The organism is Streptomyces changchenzhani, assembly GCF_039766235.1.
Classification (GTDB): domain Bacteria; phylum Actinomycetota; class Actinomycetes; order Streptomycetales; family Streptomycetaceae; genus Streptomyces.
This window is the reverse complement of the sequence record NZ_JBDHNH010000011.1, coordinates 279,809-302,169: the sequence shown is the minus strand read 5'-3', so window position 1 is coordinate 302,169 and position 22,361 is coordinate 279,809. Positions and strand designations below refer to the sequence as shown.

The following is a 22,361-nucleotide window of genomic DNA, read 5'->3' as shown; positions in this document are numbered from 1 at the left end:
AGCGAGGGGAATCGGGGCGACGACCGTCCCCGCGGGGCTCAGCCGCCCAGCAGCGAGACGTCGCGGACCGCGCCCTTGTCCGCGCTGGTCGCCATCGCGGCGTACGCCCGCAGCGCGGCCGAGACCTTGCGGTTCCGGTTCTTCGGCTCGTACACACCGCCGAGCGCCTCGCGGCGGGTGGCCAGGTCCTCGTCCGCGACGAGCAGCTCGATCGTCCGGTTGGGGATGTCGATACGGATGCGGTCGCCGTTCTCGACGAGCGCGATCGTGCCGCCCGATGCGGCCTCCGGTGACGCGTGGCCGATCGACAGGCCCGACGTACCGCCGGAGAAGCGGCCGTCCGTCACCAGCGCGCAGACCTTGCCCAGACCCAGGCCCTTGAGGAACGACGTCGGGTAGAGCATCTCCTGCATGCCGGGGCCGCCCTTGGGGCCCTCGTAGCGGATGACGACGACGTCGCCCGGCTCGATCTCCTTGCGGAGGATCTTGTCGACGGCCTCGTCCTGCGACTCGCAGACGACGGCCGGGCCCTCGAAGGTCCAGATGGACTCGTCGACGCCGGCGGTCTTCACGACGCAGCCGTCCACGGCCAGGTTGCCCTTGAGGACGGCCAGGCCGCCGTCCTTGGAGTAGGCGTGCTCGATGTCGCGGATGCAGCCGCCCGCCGCGTCCAGGTCCAGGGTCGCCCAGCGCTCGGACTGCGAGAAGGCGGTCGCGGAGCGGACGCAGCCGGGGGCCGCGTGCCACATCTCGATCGCCTCGGCGGACGGTGAGCCGCCGCGCACGTCCCAGGTCTTGATCCAGTCGGCGAGCGACGCGGAGTGCACCGAGTGCACGTCCTCGTTCAGCAGACCGCCCCGGTAGAGCTCACCGATGATCGCGGGGATGCCGCCGGCCCGGTGCACGTCCTCCATGTAGTACGTGCCGCCGGGCGCCACGTTCGGAGCGACCTTGGCCAGGCACGGGACGCGGCGCGAGACCTCGTTGATGTCGTCGAGGTCGTAGGCCAGCTCGGCCTCCTGCGCCGCGGCCAGCAGGTGCAGGATCGTGTTGGTCGAGCCGCCCATGGCGATGTCCATGGCCATGGCGTTGTCGAAGGCGGCGCGGCTGCCGATGGTGCGCGGCAGGACCGTCTCGTCGTCCTGCTCGTAGTAGCGCTTGGTGATGTCGACGACCGTGCGGCCGGCCTGCTCGTACAGCCTCTTGCGGGCGGTGTGCGTGGCCAGCACCGAGCCGTTGCCCGGGAGGGAGAGGCCGAGGACCTCGGTCAGGCAGTTCATCGAGTTGGCGGTGAACATGCCCGAACAGGAGCCGCAGGTCGGGCAGGCGTTCTCCTCGATACGGAGCATGTCCTCGTCGGAGACGGACTCGTCGACCGCGTCCGAGATCGCGTTGATCAGGTCGAGCTTGCGGACCGTGCCGTCGACGAGGGTGGCCTTGCCGGCCTCCATCGGGCCGCCGGAGACGAAGACGGTCGGGATGTTGAGGCGCATCGCGGCCATCAGCATGCCCGGCGTGATCTTGTCGCAGTTGGAGATGCAGATCAGCGCGTCCGCACAGTGCGCCTCGACCATGTACTCGACGGAGTCGGCGATCAGGTCGCGCGAAGGCAGCGAGTAGAGCATCCCGGCGTGGCCCATCGCGATGCCGTCGTCGACGGCGATCGTGTTGAACTCGCGGGGCACCGCGCCCGCCGCCAGGATCGCCTCGGACACGATCCGGCCGACCGGGGCGAGGTGGGTGTGGCCGGGGACGAACTCGGTGAAGGAGTTGGCGACCGCGATGATCGGCTTGCCGATGTCCGCGCTCGCTACGCCCGATGCCCGCATAAGGGCGCGCGCACCCGCCATGTTGCGGCCGTGGGTGACTGTGCGGGACCTCAGCTCGGGCATCGTCGCTCGCTCCTTCAGCAGATTCAGCAGATGTGGGGCTCATGGATCGTGTACAGGACTGCTGTCGAGCGTACGCCCGTATCCACGAGCTGGACAGCTTGTCCGAAATGCGGGACGGGGTGCTCAGTCTTCGGTCAGTCCCGAGTCTTTCTTACGGCCCCGGAACTCAGTCCTCGGTCAGGTACCGCTGGAGTGTCGGCGCCACCATGGCGACGATTTCCTCTGTGTCGACGCTCGCCATCGGCTCCACCTTCACTACATACCGCAGGATCGCGATCCCGATCATGTGCGAGGCGGCCAGCTCCGCGCGGAAGGTCGGGTTCGGTACGTCGAGATCCGCCGCGATCCGCTCCAGAAGGCGGCGCAGTACGAACGTACGCAGCACCTTCGCCGCCGTCTCGTTCGTCAGCGCCGACCGCACGACCGCAAGCAGCGGGGCCCGCGTCGCCGGGTTCTCCCAGACGCCGATGAAGTACCTGGCCAGCCGCTCGCCGATGCCGTCCGGGCCCTGGCCGATGATCGACGGGAGCACCAGCGCGGGCTCGAAGGACATCTCGATGGCGGCGGCGAAGACGTCGTCCTTCGTACCGAAGTAGTGGTGCACGAGCGCCGCGTCGACGCCCGCCGCCTTGGCGATGCCCCGCATGGACGTCTTGTCGTAGCCGCGCTCGGAGAATTCCGCGCGGGCCGCCTGGAGGATGCGCTCGCGGGCACCGGGGCCCTCGGCGCCCTCGGAACGGGGCGGGCGGCCGCGTCGTCGCGGCGCCGCGTCCGTCATGGCCGCGAGGCTCCGAGCGGCGACGCGAGGTGCAGCCGGGTGAAGGCGAGGGCCTCCGCGAGGTCGGCCTCGCGTTCGGCGGAGGACATGGCGCGCCTGGTGTTGACCTCGATGACGACATGGCCGTCGAAGCCGCGGCGGGCGAGGCGTTCGAGCAGCTCCGCGCAGGGCTGGTTGCCGCGTCCGGGCACCAGGTGCTCGTCCTTGCCCGAGCCCATGCCGTCGGCCAGGTGGACGTGGCCGAGCCGGTCGCCCATCCGGTCGATCATGGCCATGGCGTCGCTGCGGGACGTGGCGGTGTGCGACAGGTCGATCGTGAAGTGACGGTAGTCGTCTTTCGTGACGTCCCAGTCGGGGGCGTACGCGAGCATCTCGCGGTCCTTGTACCGCCACGGGTACATGTTCTCGACGCCGAATCGGACGTCGGTCTCGTCCGCCATCCGCCAGATCCCGGAGACGAAGTCGCGTGCGTACTGCCGCTGCCAGCGAAACGGCGGGTGTACGACGACGGTGGACGCACCGAGCTTCTCGGCGGCGGCCCGCGCCCGCTGGAGCTTGATCCACGGGTCCGTGGACCACACCCGCTGCGTGATCAGCAGGCAGGGCGCGTGGACGGCCAGGATCGGCACGCCGTGATAGTCGGAGAGTCTGCGCAGGGCTTCAATGTCCTGGCTGACGGGATCCGTCCACACCATGACCTCGACGCCGTCGTAGCCGAGACGTGCGGCGATCTCGAAGGCCGTCGCCGTCGACTCCGGATACACCGATGCCGTGGACAGCGCGACCTTCGCATCCGGGATGCGCACCACTGGTTCTGCCACGAGGGACAGCGTACGGGCCACGGCCAGGGGGTGTCCGGTCGGTCTCCGCCGCGGCTGTGCGTGCCACGCCCCGCGACACCGCGGAGGTCGGCCGGACACCCCCTAGATGGTCGGGAGGTGGTCCAGGCGGCGCAGGATGACGCCCTCGCGCAGGGCCCAGGGGCAGATTTCCAGCGTCGTGACCCCGAAGAGGTCCATCGCGGCCTCCGCGACCATGGCTCCGGCCAGCAGTTGGGCCGCGCGGCCGTCCGAGACGCCGGGCAGTGTCGCCCGCTGCGCGACCGGCATCGCGGCCAGTTTGGGCACCCACTCCTCCAGCGATCTGCGACTCAGCTCACGTTGTACGTAGAGGCCCTCGGTGGAGCGGGCCGCGCCCGCGATGCGCGCCAGCTGCCGGAAGGTCTTGGACGTCGCCACGACATGATCGGGTTTGCCGAAGCGGCTGAACTCGCCGACGTTACGGGCGATCTGGGCCCGTAGATGACGGCGCAGCGCCTTGACGTCCGCCGCTTCCGGCGGATCACCGGGCAGCCAGCCCGCGGTCAGCCGGCCCGCCCCGAGCGGCAGCGACACCACGGCGTCGGGGTCCTCGTCGATTCCGTACGCGATCTCCAGGGAGCCGCCGCCGATGTCCAGGACAAGCAGCTTGCCCGCCGACCAGCCGAACCAGCGGCGGGCGGCCAGGAAGGTCAGCCGCGCCTCCTCCGCGCCGCTCAGCACCTGGAGGTCCACGCCGGTCTCGCGCTTGACGCGGGCCAGCACCTCGTCGGCGTTGGTCGCCTCGCGCACGGCGGAGGTGGCGAAGGACAGGACCTCCTCGCAGCCCTTGTCCTCGGCCGCCTGAACGGCCTCGGCGATCGTCGTCGCCAGCCGGTCGACGCCCTCGGCGCCGATGGCCCCGTCCTCGTCGAGGAGCTCCGCGAGACGCAGTTCGGCCTTGTGCGAGTGCGCGGGAAGCGGGCGCGCGCCGGCGTGCGCGTCGACCACCAGCAAATGAACCGTGTTCGACCCCACGTCGAGGACTCCGAGTCTCATAGGCGGAACGCTACTGCGGCGGCGCGCATAGGCTTGTCCCGTGCCAAAGACGAAAAAGGCGAAGCAGGACAAAGCCTCTAAGCAGCCCAAGCAGTCCAAGCAGCCCCAACGGGTTCCCGATGAAAAGGGCCTGGACTTCGCGCGCGCCTGGGTCGAGTTCCCCGACCCAGGCGACGACGAGCAGATCTTCCGCTGCGACCTGACCTGGCTGACGTCCCGGTGGAGTTGCATCTTCGGCAGTGGCTGCCAGGGCATCGTGGCGGGCCGGGCCGACGACGGCTGCTGCACGCTGGGGGCGCACTTCTCGGACGAGGACGACGAGAAGCGCGTGGCCGGTCATGTGGCGCGGCTGACGCCGGACGTGTGGCAGTTCCACAACGTCGGTACGAAGACGGGCTGGACCCAGACCGACGACGACGGCGAGCGCCAGACGCGGCGCTGGGACGGCTCCTGCATCTTCCAGAACCGGCCGGGCTTCGAGGGCGGCGCGGGCTGTTCGCTGCACATCCTGGCGCTGCGGGAGGGCAAGGAGCCGCTGGAGACCAAACCGGACGTGTGCTGGCAGTTGCCGGTGCGGCGTACGTACGACTGGATCGAGCGGCCGGACGACACGCGCGTGCTGCAAGTCACCATCGGCGAGTACGACCGCAGGGGCTGGGGCCCCGGTGGCCACGACCTGCACTGGTGGTGCACGTCGGCGACGTCGGCGCACGGGGCGGGCGATCCGGTGTACGTGACGTACAAGCCGGAGCTCACCGAGCTGATGGGCAAGGCGGCGTACGACCGGCTGGTGGAGCTCTGCGTGGAGCGCCTGGCGGCGCTGCTGCCGATGGCTCCGCATCCGGCCGACCCGAGGCCTGCGGGGGCCCCAGGCACTCCCTGACCGGCGCACGGGGCGCACCCGCTCAGTCCGAAGGCGGCGGTGAATCGGAAGGGGGCGGGTCCGAGGGCGGCGGGTCCGATGTCGGGGGTGGGGTCGTCGGGTCCGGCGGGGTCGGTGTCGGGTCCGGGTCGGGCGGCGGCGTCGGGTCCGTGGGCGTCGGATCCGGGTCCGGGGGCGGCGTCGTCGGGTGCGTGGGTGTCGGGTCCGGGCGGGGCGGCGGGTTCGTCGGGCCGCGGCCGTGGCCCTCGACCGCGATCATCGCGCCCGAAGGACCGATGCCGATCCGGGCGCGCCATGCGCCCGCCGGCTCCCGCTCGTGGTCCACGGAGACATACAGAGTGATCGATTCGCCAGGGTCCAGCGTGCCCGACGACTGGCTCAGATAGAGCCAGGACGCGTCCGTCCACGCCGACCAGGACACCGGCGCCGAGCCCGACGCGGTCAGTGTGACCACCGTCGTGCTGCCCGCCGACCGCGCCTCCACCGCCAGCCGCCCCGCGGCCTCGCCCGGACGGCCCGGCCCGGTCGTACCGCCGCTGATGACCTGCACCGAGACGTCCGGCGAGCGGGTGCCGGGCGTGAAGTCGGAGTCGGGGGTGGGCCGGGCGTTGCCCGCGTTCTCGTACGCGTCGTAACTCTCGTCGCCGGCCGCGCGGTCGTTCTGGTCGCCGTCGCTCCCGCCGGCCTCGTCCGCCTCGCTCGCGGTGACCGAGGCGCCGCCCTGGCTCTCGCCGGTGAGCGGAGCGCCACGGTACGCAGCCCAGAGGGCGAACACCGGTGCGGCCACCACGGTCGCCACGACCGTCGTCGTGACCGCCCTGGTGCGCAGCCGGTCGCGGCGCGCGGCGCGGTCCTTGGGGTCCAGCGGGAAGCCGTCGCGGTCGAACCGGGGCGCGGCGACGCGCGCCTTCGGGACGGCCAGCATCGCCGCGTACGCCGCCGATCTGGGCGCCGGTACGACGGGCAGCGCGGCGGGCACGATGCCCGTACCCGGCCACGGGCCGCCCGCCCCGGCCCGCTCCGCGGAGCGCCGGCAGCGGGGGCAGTCGTCGACGTGCCGGACGAGCTCGCGGCGCAGGGCGGTGCCGAGCAGCACCTGGCTGTCGCCGGTCAGCCGGGCCACGATCGGGCAGGTCCCGCCCTCCACGACGGCGAGGGCGGCGCGGGTCCGCTCCACCTCGCAGGCAGCGGCGGCCAGCAGCTCACGGGCCGACGGGTAGTCCATCCCCAGCACGGCGGCGACCTCGCGCGGGCCCAGCCCGTGGCGTACGGCGAGCTCCAGCGCGTCACGCTGCTCGGGGGTGGTGCCGGCCGCCTCGGGCCAGGCCAGCAGGGCCAGTTCGGCGTGGTGGCGGGCGGCGGTCTCCTCGGGGACGGGGCTCACCGGGGCGGGAACGGGCGTGCGGCTCCCGCTGTGCGCCCCCTGGCGCCGCCGCCTCTGCTCGGTGAGCTTGCGCAGACAGGCCCACCGCGCGAGGGCGTACAGCCAGGCCTTGCGCTCGGGGTCACCGGACGGGCAACGGCCGTGCCTGCGCTCGGAGATGACCAGTACCTCACCGAGGACCGCGGTGGCTTCGGCGTGGTCGCAGAGCACGGACAGGCAGTAGGTGAACAGCCCGTCCAGATAGGGCTCGTAACGCGTGGGCGGGGCCTGCACGAGCGTGGGCCGGGGCACCCTGCTGCGCGCCCGGTGTGCGCCGGTGGTGTTCATGGGCTGCTTGGGCTGCTCCCGCCTGGTGGTCGTCACTCGCAGACCGTAGGCAGAGGTGAGCAGGCCCTCTGCTCGCCTTGAGTACTTTTAATCCTTACGGGTGAAGGTATCCCTCAAAAGGGGACAGGAGTCGGGGATTCCGTGGCCCTGACGAAGGCGGGCGAAGACGGGCTGTGAGGTCTTCCGGAGAGCCGCGGAGGGCACGGACCCGGGCCCAGTAACGCGCCGGGCACCGCCCGGTGGCGGCCGTGGTCCGCGATGTCAGTGGTCACGGCTACGGTTCCCGACATGGCTGCCCGTACGAAATCCACGAAGGACCGACCGTCCTACCGCTGCACCGAGTGCGGCTGGACGGCCGTCAAGTGGCTCGGCCGCTGCCCCGAATGCCAGGCCTGGGGCACGATCGAGGAGACCGGCACGCCCGCTGTACGGACCACCGCGGCCGGGCGGGTGAGCACGGCGGCGCTCCCCATCGGCCAGGTCGACGGCCGCTCGGCGACCGCCCGCTCCACCGGCGTCGACGAGCTGGACCGCGTCCTCGGCGGCGGCTTGGTGCCGGGCGCCGTGGTGCTGCTCGCGGGTGAGCCGGGCGTCGGCAAGTCGACGCTCCTGCTGGACGTGGCCGCGAAGGCGGCGAGCGACGACCACCGGACGCTGTATGTGACGGCCGAGGAGTCCGCGAGCCAGGTGCGGATGCGCGCCGACCGGATCCACGCGCTCAGCGACCACCTCTATCTGGCCGCCGAGACCGACCTCTCCGCGGTCCTCGGCCACCTCGACGCGGTCAAGCCGTCCCTGCTCGTCCTCGACTCGGTGCAGACCGTGGCATCGCCCGAGATCGACGGGGCGCCCGGCGGCATGTCCCAGGTCCGCGAGGTCGCGGGGGCGCTCATCAGGGCGTCCAAGGACCGCGGCATGTCGACCATCCTGGTCGGCCATGTCACCAAGGACGGCGCGATCGCAGGGCCGCGCCTCCTGGAGCACCTCGTGGACGTCGTGCTGTCCTTCGAGGGCGACCGGCACGCCAGGCTCCGTCTCGTACGAGGCATCAAGAACCGTTACGGAGCGACCGACGAGGTCGGCTGCTTCGAGCTGCACGACGAGGGCATCACCGGGCTGGCCGACCCGTCCGGGCTCTTCCTCACCCGCCGCGCCGAGGCCGTCCCCGGCACCTGCCTGACCGTCACGCTCGAAGGCAAGCGTCCGCTCGTCGCCGAGGTCCAGGCGCTGACCGTCGACTCGCAGATCCCGTCCCCCCGGCGCACCACATCGGGCCTGGAGACGTCACGGGTGTCGATGATGCTCGCCGTCCTTGAGCAGCGCGGCCGGATCACCGCCCTCGGCAAGCGCGACATCTACAGCGCGACGGTGGGCGGTGTGAAGCTCACCGAGCCCGCCGCCGACCTCGCCATCGCGCTCGCACTGGCCAGCGCGGCGAGCGACACCCCGCTGCCCAAGAACCTGGTCGCGATCGGCGAAGTGGGCCTCGCCGGGGAGGTCAGAAGGGTCACCGGAGTCCAGCGCAGACTGGCCGAGGCACACCGTCTGGGGTTCACGCACGCCCTGGTCCCGAGCGACCCGGGGAAGGTTCCCGCGGGCATGAAGGTCACCGAAGTGGCCGACATAGGAGAGGCTCTGGGAGTGCTTCCGCACCGGGCTCGCGCACAGGCCCCACGAAGTGAGGATGAGCGCCGGTAGACTTTGCCCTGGTCTCGCCCGTCCGTACGAGTACGCGAGGCGAAGTCCAGCGCCCCAAGGGGCATCGCAACCCCGTGACCGGAGGAGTGCAGTGGCAGCCAACGACCGGGCAACAGCACCCGGAAAGTCCGGCGGAGGCTCCGGTAATGCGGGCATCGAAGCGCTGATGCGCGCCACGCTGAGCGCAGTCGCGCCCGGCAAGGGCCTGCGCGACGGCCTGGAGCGCATTCTCCGCGGCAACACCGGCGGTCTGATCGTCCTTGGTATGGACAAGACCGTCGAGTCCATGTGCACCGGCGGCTTCGTGCTGGACGTGGAGTTCACCGCGACCAGGCTCCGCGAGCTGTGCAAGCTCGACGGTGCGCTGATCCTGGACAAGGACATCACCAAAATTCTGCGGGCCGGCGTCCAGCTGGTCCCGGACGCGTCCATCCCGACCGAGGAGACCGGCACCCGCCACCGCACGGCGGACCGGGTCTCCAAGCAGTGCAGCTTTCCGGTGGTTTCGGTCTCCCAGTCGATGCGCCTGATCGCGCTGTACGTCGACGGGGAGCGCCGGGTCCTGGAGGAGTCGGCCGCGATCCTGTCCCGCGCCAACCAGGCGCTGGCCACCCTGGAGCGGTACAAGCTCCGCCTCGACGAAGTCGCGGGCACCCTGTCCGCGCTGGAGATCGAGGACCTGGTGACGGTCCGCGACGTGACGGCCGTGGCGCAGCGCCTGGAAATGGTGCGCCGCATCGCCACCGAGATCGCCGAGTACGTGGTGGAGCTGGGCACCGACGGTCGCCTTCTCTCCCTCCAGCTCGACGAGTTGATCGCGGGCGTCGAGCCGGAGCGGGACCTGGTCGTACGCGACTATGTCCCGGAGCCGACGGCGAAACGCTCCCGCACGGTCGCCGAAGCGCTGACCGAGCTGGACGCGCTCACCCATGCCGAGCTGCTCGAACTGGCCACCGTGGCGCGGGCACTGGGGCACAGCGGCTCTCCCGAGACGCTGGACTCCGCGGTGTCGCCGCGCGGCTACCGGCTCCTCGCTAAGGTTCCGCGGCTGCCCGGCGCGATCATCGAGCGGCTCGTCGAGCACTTCGGCGGGCTGCAGAAGCTGCTCGCCGCGAGCGTCGACGATCTGCAGACGGTCGACGGCGTGGGCGAGGCACGGGCGCGCTCGGTGCGCGAGGGCCTGTCCCGGCTGGCCGAGTCGTCGATCCTGGAGCGGTACGTCTGAAGCAGGAACGTGTGAGCGCCTGAAGCGGGAACACCTGAGCGCCGCGCCCCGTCGGGGTGCGGCGCTCAGGTGTTCCCGGTCTCCCGGGTCCGTCGTCAGTCCTTCTTCACCGAGAACGCGGCGGGCGCCTTCACGCCCGCCATCTCCACCAGGTAGGTCCCGTCACCCGCGGGCGTCGCGGGCGGCGTCGCGCACTTGGGGCCGCTCTTCTTCAGGTCCCATTCGACGGTGTGCTTGACGGTCGTCTTCCCGGGGACGCGGAGCAGCAGCGCTTCGGGGGCGCGGGGGCAGTCCTCGGAGGACCACACCTCGTTGTTGTCGTCATCGGTGATGGTCAGCACGGCCGCCTTCGGCCCGAAGTCCATCTTGCAGGTGCTGGCCGAGGTGTTCTTCGCGATCAGCTCGAACTTGGGCTCCTCGCCCGGCTCGTACTCGTTCTTGATGCTGCGTACGGACAGCTTGATGGCGCCCGGCGTGCAGTTGGGCAGGGTGGAACTGGCGGGCACACGCTGGCCGGCGCCACCGCCACCACCGTCACCGGTGCCGTCACTGCCTCCGCCGCCGCCCGGGTCGGTGTCCCCCTGGTCGCCGCCTCCGCCGTCACCGCCGCCGGTGCCGCCTCCGCCGTCGCTGCCACCGGTGCCGCCCGGCTCGTCGCGCCCGCCGGGTCCCTCACTGATGGCCGGGCCCGACGAGGAGGGGCCCGGGGTGATGGTGGACGGCGCGGGGCTCGCACCACCGCGGCCCTCGTCCTTACTGCCCTTGTCCCCACCGGTGATGACGGCCCATAGGACCAGCACCGCGAGCAGGGCAAGCAAGGACAGGCCTACTGCCCTCCGGCGCCAATAAATGGAGGAGGGAAGCGGCCCGACTGGATTACGCATTGATCCCACGGCACAAACCTTACGAGAGATCGGCGCCAACTCCCGCCCCACCCGCCGCTCGTCTCCGCAACTTTCCCCGATCATCATTCCGGCCCGCATCTGACACACCGTTAACTGCCTTCGGGTGCGGCACCTGACGATCGCTCCATGTGACGGCCGGGCAACCTTCCGTACGTCCACCGGTCATGAACAGCACCGAGCAGCATGTCCCCCCTGATGATCGTCAGGTCCTGCCCGGGGGTGTCCGCCGGGTCCTCGCCACGGAGATCCGCCGGGGACCCCCTCGTCCACGGGCGGGTCGAAACATGTCAGGATCGCCAGTGCCATGACTGCGACCAGTGACACCACCACCGCCACCACCGCCCTCCACTCCCCCGTCATCGCGTGGTTCGACGTGCACGCCCGTGACCTTCCCTGGCGACGCCCCGAAGCGGGGCCCTGGGGGGTGATGGTCAGTGAGTTCATGCTGCAGCAGACGCCGGTCAGCCGGGTGCTTCCGGTGTACGAGCAGTGGCTCGCCCGTTGGCCGCTGCCCGCCGATCTGGCTGCCGAGCCGCCCGGCGAGGCGGTCAGGGCCTGGGGCCGGCTCGGCTATCCGCGGCGCGCTCTGCGGCTGCACGGTGCGGCCGTCGCGATCACCGAGCGGCACAACGGCAAGGTGCCGAGCGAGCACGCGCGGCTGCTGGCCCTGCCTGGCATCGGCGAGTACACGGCCGCGGCCGTCGCCTCCTTCGCGTACGGGCAGCGGTACGCCGTACTGGACACGAACGTCCGCCGGGTGTTCGCCCGCGCGGTTTCCGGCATCCAGTACCCGCCGAACGCCACCACCGCCGCCGAGCGCAGGCTCGCCCGCTCGCTCCTCCCCGAGGAGGACACGCGGGCGGCCCGCTGGGCTGCCGCATCGATGGAACTCGGCGCGCTGGTGTGCACCGCGAAGAGCCCGGACTGTTCGCGCTGCCCCGTCTCGGAGCAGTGCGCGTGGCGGCTGGCCGGCAAGCCCGCGCACGAGGGGGCCCCGCGGCGCGGGCAGACGTACGCCGGTACGGACCGTCAGGTGCGCGGCAAGCTCCTCGCCGTACTGCGCGAGGCGATCGAGCCGGTTTCGCAGGCCGCGCTCGACGCGGTGTGGGACGAGCCGGTCCAGCGTGCGCGCGCACTCGACGGCTTGGTCGCTGACGGCCTGGTGGAGCCCATGGAAAGCAGTGTCTACCGGCTGCCCCTGAGCTGAGATCTTCGCCGTTACACAACCGACGGCCAGCCGTGCGCCTGCCGAGGGCTGACCCGCACAGCCCCGTGACAACGCCTCCGTAGCGTCCTGGGACGTAAGCAGTTCACGGGGTTGGTCAGTGGGACGGAGGCGGTTCTGAATGGCGCACGGCGAGGTGCTCGAATTCGAAGAGTACGTACGCACCCGGCAGGAGGCCCTGCTGCGGAGTGCCAGGCGGCTCGTCCCCGACCCGGTCGACGCCCAGGACCTCCTCCAGACCGCGCTGGTGCGCACGTACGGCCGCTGGGACGGCATAGTGGACAAGTCCCTGGCCGATGCCTACCTGCGCCGCGTCATGATCAACACGCGTACCGAGTGGTGGCGTGCACGCAAGCTCGAAGAGGTTCCGACCGAGCAGCTGCCCGACGCGAGCGTCGAGGACGGCACCGAGCAGCGCGCGAACCGCGCACTCCTGATGGACATACTCGGAGTGCTGGCACCCAAGCAGCGCAGCGTGGTCGTGCTGCGACACTGGGAGCAGATGAGCACGGAAGAGACGGCCGCGGCTCTCGGAATGTCGGCAGGTACGGTCAAGAGCACACTGCACCGGGCACTCGCCCGGCTGCGGCAGGAGCTGGAGAGCCGTGAGCTGGACGCGCGCGTGTTCGAGCGCGCGGGGCACGGTGACGGACGGGGGCGGGAGCGGTGCGCGGCCTAGCGAAGCGCGGCAGCACATGGGCGGCGAGTGGCACGGCTCTGGCCGGCCTCGCCGCCGTCGGCCTGTTCGCCGTGTCCTGTGAGGCGGGCGGTACGGGCACGCGCGACGCGGGTCCGGCCCGCACCGACGCGGTCGCCCGCGCGACGCCGTCCGACGGCACGACGACACCGCCGGCCGCCAAGCGGGTGAACGCGGTGGCGCTGCTCCGGGAGGACCCGAAGGTCAGCGACACCGTCAAGCGCGACCTGAAGCCGTGCGTCAAGGACGAGTACCCGGTCGACACCTCGTACGGAAAGCTCACCGGCAGCACCGACAACGACGTTGTGGTGAACGTGATGACGTGCGGGGACGCCGTGGGCATCGGTACGTATGTGTACCGAGAGCAGGGCGATTCATACGAGAATGTCTTCGCGGCCGAGGCCCCCGCGGTCTACGCGGAGATCGACCGCGGCGATCTGGTCCTGACCAAGCCGGTCTACGGGAAGGACGACCCGATGGCATATCCGTCGGGCGAAGAAGTGATCACCTACCGCTGGTCGGGGAACAAGTTCACCGTGCACGATCAGGTGCACAACGACTTCAGCCGCGCGGTCGGCGAGGACGACGAAGGATCCGCCGCGCAGCCGAGCGCCCCGACGGAGAACTGAGAGAGCAGCGGATGGCCGAGACCCATGTCCTTTTTGTGGAGGACGACGATGTCATCCGCGAAGCCACCCAGCTCGCGCTGGAGCGCCACGGCTTTGTGGTCACCGCGATGCCCGACGGCCTGTCCGGCCTCGAAGCCTTCCGCAGCAACCAGCCCGACATCGCGCTGCTCGATGTGATGGTGCCCGGCATCGACGGCGTGAGCCTGTGCCGGCGCATCCGCGACGAGTCGACCGTGCCGGTGATCATGCTGTCGGCGCGGGCCGACTCGATCGATGTGGTGCTCGGCCTGGAGGCCGGCGCCGACGACTATGTGACGAAGCCCTTCGACGGTGCGGTGCTGGTCGCGCGCATCCGCGCGGTGCTGCGCCGCTTCGGGCACGCGGGCGGCCCGGCCGGTGGCCCCGACCGTGGCCTGGGGCCCGACGGCGGGCTGCTGGTCTTCGGCGACCTGGAGGTCGACACGGAGGGCATGGAGGTCCGCAAGGACGGCGAGCCGGTGGGCCTGACGCCGACGGAGATGCGGCTGCTGCTCGAATTCTCCTCCGCGCCGGGCACGGTCCTCTCGCGCGACAAGCTGCTTGAGCGGGTCTGGGACTACGGGTGGGGCGGCGACACCCGGGTGGTGGACGTCCATGTCCAGCGGCTGCGCACCAAGATCGGCCAGGACCGCATCGAGACGGTCCGCGGCTTCGGATACAAGTTGAAGGCATGAACCACCACCCGGCCGCCCCTTGTGTTGTCGCCTCTCGTACGGAACGGGACTCCGCATGAGGCGCTTCGCCCTGCGCACCGGCGTCCGCTGGAAGATCAGCATCGCCATCGCCGGAGTCGGCGCGCTCATCGCGATCACCCTGAGCCTGGTCGTGCACAACGCGGCACGCGTCTCGATGCTCGACAACGCCCGCGAGGTACAGATCGAGCGGCTGCAGTTCGCCCAGCGGTGGTACGAGTCCGCGCGCGAGCCCAGGTTCGGCACGAAGCTCAATGATCCCGCGCTGCCCCCGGAGCTCAAGGCGAGCACCGAGCGGGGCCGCCGAGCCACCCATGTCGCGGAGGGCCCCAACGGCGTGCCCGACGTATGGGCCGCCGCCCCCCTGGGCAACGGCGACGTGCTGTCGCTGCACACCCCGTTCACCGACCGCTCCACCGCGATCATGGAGGACCTCGACCGCGCCCTGGTCATCGGCTCGGTCTCGGTCGTCTTCGGCGGCTGCGCCCTGGGTGTGCTGATCGGCGGCCAGCTGTCCCGGCGGCTGCGCAAGGCGGCCACCGCGGCGGGCAAGGTCGCCCAGGGCAATGCGAACGTACGCGTACGGGACGCCATCGGCGGTGTCGTACAGGATGAGACCGATGAGCTCGCGCGCGCCGTCGACGCCATGACCGACGCGCTCCAGGAGCGCCTCGAAGCGGAACGCCGGGTCACCGCGGACATCGCGCACGAGCTGCGCACCCCCGTGACCGGGCTGCTCACCGCCGCCGAACTGCTGCCGCCCGGCCGCCCAACGGAGCTCGTACGGGACCGGGCCCAGGCCCTGCGGACGCTGGTCGAGGACGTCCTGGAGGTGGCTCGGCTCGACAGTGCGTCGGAGCGGGCCGAGCTGCAGGAGATCGCGCTCGGCGAGTTCGTCGGCCGCCGGGTCATGCTGCTCCACCCGGACGCGGTGGTGCGGGTGGTCCACGAGTCCTGGGTGAGCACTGACCCCCGCCGCCTGGAGCGCATCCTCGGCAACCTCCTCGGCAACGCCGCCAAGCACGGCAAGGCCCCCTTCGAAGTCACCGTCGAGGGCCGGGTGGTGCGGGTGCGCGACCATGGGCCCGGTTTCCCCGAGGCACTGCTCAAGGACGGGCCGAGCCGGTTCCGCACGGGCAGCAGCGACCGGGCGGGCCGCGGCCACGGCCTGGGCCTGACGATCGCGGCCGGTCAGGCCCGCGTCCTCGGCGCCCGGCTGACCTTCCGCAACGCGCACCAGAACGGCGGGGCCATCGCGGTGCTGTGGCTCCCGGAGCACGCGCCGACCACCACCGGCAGCTACCCCATCGTGCGGCTGCCCGCCAAGTAGTGGGGGCGGGCACCACTGGGCGGCCACCACTGACAACGGCCCCCGGTGCGTACAGCGGGGGCCGGGAATCATGGGTCACGAGGTCGGTCGGGTTCGGTCGGGCGTGGTGAGGCTTGGTCAGACCTAGTCAGGCGTTTTCCTTCGCCAGCTCCCGGCCCGGGACCACAGCGTCGGCACCCGGACCCGCGGCTGGCTCCGGCTCCGGGCCCGCGCCGCGCAGCGGCACCTCCTCCACGAAGAAGGCCGCCACGAATCCGATCACCGCGATCGATCCGCCCAGCAGGAACGCCGCATGCGTGCCGGAAGCCACCGCGAACTGGTACGCCTCACGCGCCGCCTCCGGCAGCTTCGCCAGGCTCGCCGCGTCGAGCTGCGCCGACTGCTGGGTGACACCCGCGCCGCCCCGCTCGGCCATCGAGTCCTGGACCCGGCTGGTGAAGAGCGCGCCCATGATCGAGACGCCGAAGGACTGCCGAGCGTACGGAAGAGAGTCGTCGAGGACGACGCGACGCCCATGTCCTTCATCTCGACGCTGTTCTGCGCGACCAGCATCGTGATCTGCATCAGGAAGCCCATGCCTGCGCCGAGCACCGCCATGTAGATGCCGGAGGTCAGACGCGAGGTATCGGTGTCCATCTGCGCGAGCATGAACAGTCCGGCGACCATCAGTCCGCCGCCCATGATCGGGAAGATCTTGTACTTGCCGCTGCTGGTGGTGACGCGGCCCGAGATCAGCGAGACGACCATCATCGACAGCAGCATCGGGAGCAGCAGCAGACCGGAGTTGGTCGCCGAAGCGCCCTGTACGGACTGCTGGAACAGCGGCAGGAAGAGCACCGCGCCGAACATCACGAAGCCGACCAGGAAGCCGATGATCGACATCAGCGTGAAGTTGCGGTTGCGGAAGATGTGCAGCGGCATGATCGGTTCGGCCGCCTTCGTCTCCACGAAGAGGAAGCCGACGATGGAGGCGACGCCGATCGCGATGAGCTCCATGATGATGGCCGACGACCAGGCGTACTCCGTACCGCCCCAGGTCGTGACCAGCACGATCGACGTGATGCCCACGGTCAGCAGCGCGGCGCCCAGGTAGTCGATCTTCGCGGTGGAACGTTCCTTCTTGGGCAGGTGCAGGACCATCGTGACCATCACGAGCGCGACCGCGCCCAGCGGCAGGTTGATGTAGAAGCTCCAGCGCCAGCCGAGGTGGTCGGTGATGAACCCGCCGACCAGCGGTCCGCCGATCATGGCGAGCGCCATCACGCCGGCCATCATGCCCTGGTACTTGCCGCGCTCCCGCGGCGGAATCAGATCGCCGATGATCGCCATGACGCCGACCATCAGACCGCCCGCGCCGAGACCCTGAATGGCACGGAAGCCGATCAGCTGCCCCATGTCCTGGGCCATTCCGCTGAGCACGGAGCCGATCAGGAAGACGACGATCGAGATGAGGAAGATGCTTTTGCGCCCGTAGAGGTCGCCGAGCTTTCCCCAGATCGGCGTCGAGGCCGCGGTCGCCAGGGTGTAGGAGGTGACGACCCAGGCCAGGTGCTCCAGGCCTCCCAGTTCGCCGACGATGGTCGGCATGGCGGTGCCGATGATCATGTTGTCCAGCATCGCGAGCAGCATCGCGATCATCAGCGCCAGCAGCACCACGCGCACACTGCGCGGCTGGTGAACCGCCCCGGCCGCCTTCGTCCCGGCAGCCTCTGCCGTCTTTTCCTTCGCCCCGCGCCCCATGTACTCCCACTCCCCTGTTACGTACTTACTTGCCGCCCGACAAGGTGACTACACTGGGGAAAGTAGACCCGTAACTAGCCGGGCGTCAAGTAAGTTTCTGGGAGTACGTCGATGAGCAGCACCAGCCAGCCGCGCCGAGGCAATACGCGCCAGCGCATCCAGGACGTCGCCATGGAACTCTTCGCCGAGCAGGGCTACGAGAAGACCTCACTGCGGGAGATCGCGGAGAAGCTGGATGTCACGAAGGCGGCGCTTTACTACCACTTCAAGACCAAGGAAGACATCATCGTCAGCCTCTTCCAGGACCTGACCAGGCCCATGGACGAGCTGATCGAGTGGGCGCAGGGGCAGCCGCACTCCCTCGTCACGAAAAAAGAGATCCTGACCCGCTACAGCAGGGCGCTCAGCGCCGCCGCCCCGCTCTTCCGCTTCATGCAGGAGAACCAGGCGACGATGCGCGATCTGAGCATCGGCGAGACGTTCAAGGAGCGGATGCTGGTCATGCTCGACCTGGTCAAGGAGCCGGACTCGGCGCTGAAGGACCAGGTCCGCTGCATCAGCGCGCTCTTCACGATGCACGCCGGGATGTTCGTCCTCAAGGACGTCGAAGGCGACCCCGAGGAGAAGCGGCTGGCCGTCCTCGAAGTCGCCATCGACCTGGTGACCCAGGCACACGGGCAGGCACTGAGGGGCTAGACGCGGGCTAGACGCTGACGCCCTCCGAGCGGAGGTAGGTCACCGGGTTGATCGCGGTGCCGTAGTTCGGCGTCGTACGGATCTCGAAGTGCAGGTGCGGCCCGCTGGAGTTTCCGGTGTTGCCGGAGAGCGCGATGCGCTGGCCGGTCTTCACCTTCTGCCCGGGGTGCGCGTTGACCTTCGACAGGTGGGCGTACTGCGAGTACGTGTTGTTGTCGTGCTTGATCACGATCGCGTTCCCGTACGCCGGGCCGTCGCCGGCCCCGTTCGGCCCGGACTTCACCACGGTCCCGCCGTGCACGGCCTCGACCGGGGTGCCGACCTTCACCGCGAAGTCCTGCCCGGAGTGCTTGCTGGCCCACATGCCGCCGCCCTTGCCGTACGTGGCGCTGAGCGAGTAGTGGTCGACCGGCTCACCCCAGGCGGCGGGAGCCTTCTTGGCAGCGGCTTTCTTGGCAGCCGCCTTCTTGGCGCTCGCGGCGGCCTTGGCCTGGGCGTCGGCCTGCTTGGAGACGGACGAGGCGGCGGATCCCTCGGCGGCGAACGCCGTCCCCGTCGTCCCGAGCACCATCGTCGCTCCGAGCCCGGCAGCCACCAGGGCTGCACGGGTACGGACGGACGACGAGCCGGCAAGGGAGAAGATGTCGCGCTTCGGCATACGGGAGAAACCTCCGGAGATAAGAACGAACCCGGCAAACCGCCGAGCTGCCCCACCTTGGTAACCCGCACCCCCGCCCCACCTCAAACCACCCACCTACTACCCCGGACCGTAGGCGCGGCGACAGCAAACCGGCCCTTGACGGCCGCCGACGCTCTCTGCTGGGGCATTCGAAATGAAGGCTCATATCGTGGTTTAACCCCACACCTGAGTCCAGCGAATCGGGCATACGCCCAGGTTCCGCACCCCCTACGCACGTCGGACCGAAGGTCCCGCCGCCCGCCACCCGGAAGTCCCCTGCCCGGCTCGGAACATGTCCACTATTCCCTTTCGTAGGCCCCGGAAGCCCTGTGCGCCTTGTCACCGCCACGCCCCTCGATACGCTGATCCATCAGGACAGCGCAGGCCTCAGGGGGACGGCACGTGGATCCGGCAACCATCGGCGCCAGGCTCATATCGAGCGCCGTAGCACCGCTGATCAAAAAGCTCTTCGTGGCCGAGGGCCCGGGCGCGGGCCTGGTGGACAAGCCGGTCCGGCTCGCCGGATACGTCTCCTTCAAGGGCGAGAAGCGCACCCTCAGCGCGGACGATCTGCGCAAACTCGCCGCCGAGCTGGTCAAGCGGGCCGTCCGGGCGGGCGAGCGGCCGGTGCCGGCCGGCGAGGACACGGCGGTGGTGGACGCCCTGACGGCCACGTTGTACGCCGTCGGGGACCTCGCCCTCAGCGACGTGGAGGCCGTCGAGCTGGGCCACACCGCCTTAGCCCGCGAGCTGCGGCGCGCGAGCGGCGGCCCGGAGCGGCACCTGTCGGCGGACGCGACGTACTTCTACGAGCGCCTGCTCGACGCCACCTGCCTGCACATCCTGAACTTCTTCACCCAGCGCTCGAACTTCATCCCCGCGACCCTGGTCACCCAGAGCCGCCGCCAGGGCGAGCTGATCGCGAAGGTGGACGCGCTGATCGCACGGAATCCGCTGCCGGGGGCGGAGGACGTGGCGTTCGAGCAGCGTTATCTGGCGCACATCGCGAGGAAGCACAGCAAGCTGACGATCTTCGGTATCGACCTCAGCAACTCGCCGGGGAAGTGGCCGCTGGACGCGGCGTATCTGAGTCTGGAGGCGACGGGGGGCGGGGCCGCCGCGAGTGAGCTGGCCCGCGCGCTCGTGGACTCCGCCGAGGGATACGGAAAGTACCCCCGGTTCTTGGCCTCTCGGACCCGGATCAACCCCAAACATCATGAGCAACTGCTCAAGACCGAGGCCGCCCTGCACACGGCCCGCTTCGAAACCCGCCCAGCCGATCAGGCCCTGTCCACCCACGAGCGCGTCCTGCTGCGCGGCGAGGCGGGCTCCGGCAAGACGACCCTCGTCCAGTGGCTCGCCGTGTCCGCCGCGCGCCAGGACCTCGACGACCGTATGGCGTACCTCCACGACCGTGTCCCCTTCGTCCTCCCCTTACGCACCCTCACCCGCCACGGCGAGCGCCTCCCCGCCCCCAAGGACTTCCTGGCCGCCGTCGACTCCGCCCTCGCCGGGGAGCAGCCCACCGGCTGGGAGGCGCGGGTGCTCACGGCCAAGCGCGGCCTGGTGCTGGTCGATGGCATCGACGAGATCCCGGACGCCGAACGCGCCCGCACGCGCGCGTGGCTCAGCGACCTCATCGACGCCTACCCGGGCAACCGCTGGCTGGTCACCTCCCGCCCCTCGGCCGTACGGGAGGACTGGCTCGGCGACGAGGACTTCACCGAGCTGACGCTGTCCCCGATGCGCCCGGCCGACGTCGCGGCGTTCATCAAGCGCTGGCACACGGCCGCGCGCACCGGCTCCGACGAGGACGACAAGGACCTGGCGGCGTACGAGCAACAACTCCTCGCCGCCGTACGTGCGAAGCCCGACCTGGGCCACCTCGCCACCAACCCGCTTCTGTGCGGCCTGATTTGCGCCCTGCACCGCGACCGCCGCGGCTTCCTCCCGCTGGGCCGCAAGGACCTCTACACCGCCGCTCTGTCGATGCTGCTCGTACGCCGCGACCGCGAGCGCGCGATGGGTGTCCCGGACCTGCGCGAGGAACCGCAGATCCAGCTCCTGCAACGGCTCGCGTACTGGCTGATCCGCAACGGCCGAGCCGTCATGGACCGTTCACGGGCCGAGCGCATCATCACGGACGCGCTCCCCGCCGTTCCTGAGCTGGCCGCGCTGGGCGACGCGAAGGCGGTCTTCGACCACTTCCTGCACCGCAGCGGCCTCCTGCGCGAACCGGCCCCCAGCACCGTCGACTTCATCCACCGCACGTTCCAGGACTTCCTCGGCGCACGCGCCGTGGTGGACGATGGCGACTTCGGGGTGCTGATCGAGCACGCGGCGGACGACCAGTGGCGCGACGTCATCCGCATGGCGGTCGCCCACGCCCGGCCGCGCGAGCGCGCGGAGTTCTTCACCGACCTGCTCACGTACGGCGACGCGCACCCGGATCCCGCCGTCCGCACCCGCGTCCACCTGCTGGCGGCGGCCTGCCTGGAGCACGCCGCCGAACTCGCCCCGCACGTACGCCAGTCGGTCGAGGAGCGAGCCGCAGCACTGATCCCGCCGCGAAGCTCCGAAGCGGCCCGCGAACTCGCGACGGCCGGGCCCATGATCCTCGACCTGCTGCCGGGGCCGGAGCAGCTGGAGCCGGACGTCGCCCACGATGTCGTGGTCGCCGCGTCCCATGTGGCGTCGGACCTGGCGATCCTCTTCCTCGCGCGATTCTGCGGCCACGAGTCCGAGCTGGTGCGGGCCCAACTCATCTGGTCCTGGGCCCGGTTCGAGACCGGCCCGTACACCGAAGAGGTCATTGCACATATCGACCCCGACGGCCTGTACTTCACGGCTTCGACGCACGAACAGCTGGCGGCGCTGAGCGCACTCGGCACCCGGCCGATGCTCGACGCGAAGGGCGAACTGTCCGCGCAGGCTCTGCACACCTACACGGCGGGCGCCTCACTCACCGATGTCCGTGTCCGCGACAACCCGTCCCTGACCGATGTGTCGTTCCTGCGCGGCCAGGACCGCCTCAGCACCCTGTTCATCACCAACTGCCCCCGACTCACTGATCTGACCGGACTCGTCGGGCTGCCCCTGCGCGTGCTCAACGTGGGCCTGTTCGAGGACACGGACACCAGCGCCCTTGCGGCACTGGGAAGCCTGACGGACCTCAGTCTTGACGGCGAAGAAATCGCCTGGTCCATGTCCGACCTACCGCCGAAGGCTCCCTTACTGGCCCTGGACCTGGGGCTCCCCGCGCCGACCGGCGGCCTGTGCGGGCTCGGCAGATACCGCGATCTTGAGACTCTCACACTCGGCCCCCAGTGCAGTCCTCGGACGCCGGAGGAGTGGGCGGAAATCGGCGACCTGACCCGGCTTTCCCACCTGGACACCACCGGAGATTCTCTTCTCTCCGCTCACCGCTCACTGTCCGTCCCCGCTGTCACGCGCCTTTCCCTCGTCGGCGACATCTCCTCGGCCATGCTCGACGCAGTGTCCGAGCTCTTCCCCCACCTGACCTACCTGGACCTCGGTACGCTCCTGCCGGAGATCGACCTCACGTCAGTGGCAGCGCTTCCACAGCTCCGGACCATCCACCTCTTCGGCACCTCCCACCTCGTGCGCGGCCTCGACCGCCTCCCCGAGCACATCACCGTCCTCGGGTTGCAACCCCGCTGACCTCG

The 22,361-nt window shown here is 70.3% G+C and carries 17 protein-coding genes and 1 pseudogene; 10 read left to right on the top strand and 8 right to left on the bottom strand.

Annotation, left to right across the window (positions count from 1 at the left end):
* Positions 1–38: 38 nt before the first annotated feature.
* From ilvD to ABCR94_RS31545, 4 genes are all read right to left on the bottom strand, one after another.
* Positions 39–1,892: a dihydroxy-acid dehydratase gene (gene ilvD / locus ABCR94_RS31560; protein WP_347124026.1), complete on the bottom strand. Its 1,854-nt coding sequence runs from the start codon at positions 1,890–1,892 to the stop codon at positions 39–41.
* Positions 1,893–2,058: 166 nt separating this feature from the next.
* A complete protein-coding gene (locus ABCR94_RS31555) occupies positions 2,059–2,670 on the bottom strand; it encodes a TetR/AcrR family transcriptional regulator (protein WP_347124024.1) in 612 nt (203 codons plus the stop codon).
* Positions 2,667–3,491: a sugar phosphate isomerase/epimerase family protein gene (locus ABCR94_RS31550; RefSeq protein ID WP_347124022.1), complete on the bottom strand. Its 825-nt coding sequence runs from the start codon at positions 3,489–3,491 to the stop codon at positions 2,667–2,669. Before ABCR94_RS31550 ends, ABCR94_RS31555 begins: the two co-directional genes overlap by 4 nt.
* Before the next feature lie 102 nt (positions 3,492–3,593).
* Positions 3,594–4,526 carry a Ppx/GppA family phosphatase gene (locus ABCR94_RS31545; protein WP_347124021.1) on the bottom strand — a complete coding sequence of 311 codons (933 nt, stop codon included), beginning with the start codon at positions 4,524–4,526 and terminating at the stop codon, positions 3,594–3,596.
* A 40-nt stretch (positions 4,527–4,566) separates the two neighbouring features.
* On the opposite strand from ABCR94_RS31545, the gene ABCR94_RS31540 reads away from it, so the two are divergent.
* Entirely contained in the window at positions 4,567–5,409 is an 843-nt protein-coding gene (locus ABCR94_RS31540; RefSeq protein ID WP_347124019.1) for a DUF3109 family protein, read from the top strand.
* Between the two features lie 22 nt (positions 5,410–5,431).
* On the opposite strand, the gene ABCR94_RS31535 is transcribed toward ABCR94_RS31540, so the two are convergent.
* Positions 5,432–7,156, bottom strand: a complete 1,725-nt coding sequence (locus ABCR94_RS31535; RefSeq protein ID WP_521978259.1) for a BACON domain-containing protein — start codon at positions 7,154–7,156, stop codon at positions 5,432–5,434.
* A 252-nt stretch (positions 7,157–7,408) separates the two neighbouring features.
* On the opposite strand from ABCR94_RS31535, the gene radA reads away from it, so the two are divergent.
* Both radA and disA read left to right on the top strand, forming a co-directional pair.
* Positions 7,409–8,818, top strand: a complete 1,410-nt coding sequence (gene radA, locus ABCR94_RS31530; RefSeq protein WP_347124017.1) for a DNA repair protein RadA — start codon at positions 7,409–7,411, stop codon at positions 8,816–8,818.
* Between the two features lie 91 nt (positions 8,819–8,909).
* A complete protein-coding gene (gene disA / locus ABCR94_RS31525; RefSeq protein ID WP_347124015.1) occupies positions 8,910–10,043 on the top strand; it encodes a DNA integrity scanning diadenylate cyclase DisA in 1,134 nt (377 codons plus the stop codon).
* A gap of 95 nt (positions 10,044–10,138) precedes the next feature.
* Here disA and ABCR94_RS31520 read toward each other — a convergent pair whose 3' ends face one another.
* A complete protein-coding gene (locus ABCR94_RS31520; RefSeq protein WP_347124014.1) occupies positions 10,139–10,936 on the bottom strand; it encodes a hypothetical protein in 798 nt (265 codons plus the stop codon).
* 316 nt (positions 10,937–11,252) lie between these two features.
* Here ABCR94_RS31520 and ABCR94_RS31515 point away from each other — a divergent pair, with 316 nt between their 5' ends.
* The 5 genes from ABCR94_RS31515 (at position 11,253) to cseC (ending at position 15,560) form a co-directional block, all read left to right on the top strand.
* Positions 11,253–12,155, top strand: coding sequence for an iron-sulfur binding domain-containing protein (locus tag ABCR94_RS31515; protein WP_347124012.1), 903 nt, complete (start codon positions 11,253–11,255; stop codon positions 12,153–12,155).
* A gap of 139 nt (positions 12,156–12,294) precedes the next feature.
* Positions 12,295–12,852 (top strand): SigE family RNA polymerase sigma factor, encoded by a 558-nt coding sequence (locus ABCR94_RS31510; protein ID WP_347124010.1) that lies wholly within the window; start codon positions 12,295–12,297, stop codon positions 12,850–12,852.
* Positions 12,840–13,499 carry a hypothetical protein gene (locus tag ABCR94_RS31505; protein ID WP_347124008.1) on the top strand — a complete coding sequence of 220 codons (660 nt, stop codon included), beginning with the start codon at positions 12,840–12,842 and terminating at the stop codon, positions 13,497–13,499. Before ABCR94_RS31510 ends, ABCR94_RS31505 begins: the two co-directional genes overlap by 13 nt.
* An 11-nt stretch (positions 13,500–13,510) precedes the next feature.
* Positions 13,511–14,212: a two-component system response regulator CseB gene (gene cseB / locus ABCR94_RS31500; RefSeq protein ID WP_347124007.1), complete on the top strand. Its 702-nt coding sequence runs from the start codon at positions 13,511–13,513 to the stop codon at positions 14,210–14,212.
* Between the two features lie 55 nt (positions 14,213–14,267).
* Positions 14,268–15,560, top strand: coding sequence for a two-component system sensor histidine kinase CseC (gene cseC, locus ABCR94_RS31495; protein ID WP_347124005.1), 1,293 nt, complete (start codon positions 14,268–14,270; stop codon positions 15,558–15,560).
* Positions 15,561–15,687: 127 nt separating this feature from the next.
* Here the strand turns inward: cseC and ABCR94_RS31490 are convergent.
* Positions 15,688–17,300: pseudogene (locus tag ABCR94_RS31490) on the bottom strand (MDR family MFS transporter).
* A 111-nt stretch (positions 17,301–17,411) separates the two neighbouring features.
* On the opposite strand from ABCR94_RS31490, the gene ABCR94_RS31485 reads away from it, so the two are divergent.
* A complete protein-coding gene (locus ABCR94_RS31485) occupies positions 17,412–17,996 on the top strand; it encodes a TetR/AcrR family transcriptional regulator (protein ID WP_347124003.1) in 585 nt (194 codons plus the stop codon).
* A gap of 7 nt (positions 17,997–18,003) precedes the next feature.
* On the opposite strand, the gene ABCR94_RS31480 is transcribed toward ABCR94_RS31485, so the two are convergent.
* On the bottom strand, positions 18,004–18,654 hold the full coding sequence (locus ABCR94_RS31480; RefSeq protein ID WP_347124001.1) for a M23 family metallopeptidase: 651 nt from the start codon (positions 18,652–18,654) through the stop codon (positions 18,004–18,006).
* Positions 18,655–19,077: 423 nt separating this feature from the next.
* On the opposite strand from ABCR94_RS31480, the gene ABCR94_RS31475 reads away from it, so the two are divergent.
* Complete coding sequence (locus ABCR94_RS31475) at positions 19,078–22,356, top strand: NACHT domain-containing protein (RefSeq protein WP_347123999.1); 3,279 nt, start codon at positions 19,078–19,080, stop codon at positions 22,354–22,356.
* Positions 22,357–22,361: the final 5 nt, after the last annotated feature.

Bases quoted from the DNA above. Each gene is read 5' to 3' on its own strand.
- ilvD (WP_347124026.1), bottom strand. From the start codon at position 1,892: ATGCCCGAGCTGAGGTCCCGCACAGTCACCCACGGCCGCAACATGGCG.
- ABCR94_RS31555 (WP_347124024.1), bottom strand. From the start codon at position 2,670: ATGACGGACGCGGCGCCGCGACGACGCGGCCGCCCGCCCCGTTCCGAG.
- ABCR94_RS31545 (WP_347124021.1), bottom strand. From the start codon at position 4,526: ATGAGACTCGGAGTCCTCGACGTGGGGTCGAACACGGTTCATTTGCTG.
- radA (WP_347124017.1), top strand. From the start codon at position 7,409: ATGGCTGCCCGTACGAAATCCACGAAGGACCGACCGTCCTACCGCTGC.
- ABCR94_RS31515 (WP_347124012.1), top strand. From the start codon at position 11,253: ATGACTGCGACCAGTGACACCACCACCGCCACCACCGCCCTCCACTCC.
- ABCR94_RS31510 (WP_347124010.1), top strand. From the start codon at position 12,295: ATGGCGCACGGCGAGGTGCTCGAATTCGAAGAGTACGTACGCACCCGG.
- cseB (WP_347124007.1), top strand. From the start codon at position 13,511: ATGGCCGAGACCCATGTCCTTTTTGTGGAGGACGACGATGTCATCCGC.
- cseC (WP_347124005.1), top strand. From the start codon at position 14,268: ATGAGGCGCTTCGCCCTGCGCACCGGCGTCCGCTGGAAGATCAGCATC.
- ABCR94_RS31485 (WP_347124003.1), top strand. From the start codon at position 17,412: ATGAGCAGCACCAGCCAGCCGCGCCGAGGCAATACGCGCCAGCGCATC.
- ABCR94_RS31480 (WP_347124001.1), bottom strand. From the start codon at position 18,654: ATGCCGAAGCGCGACATCTTCTCCCTTGCCGGCTCGTCGTCCGTCCGT.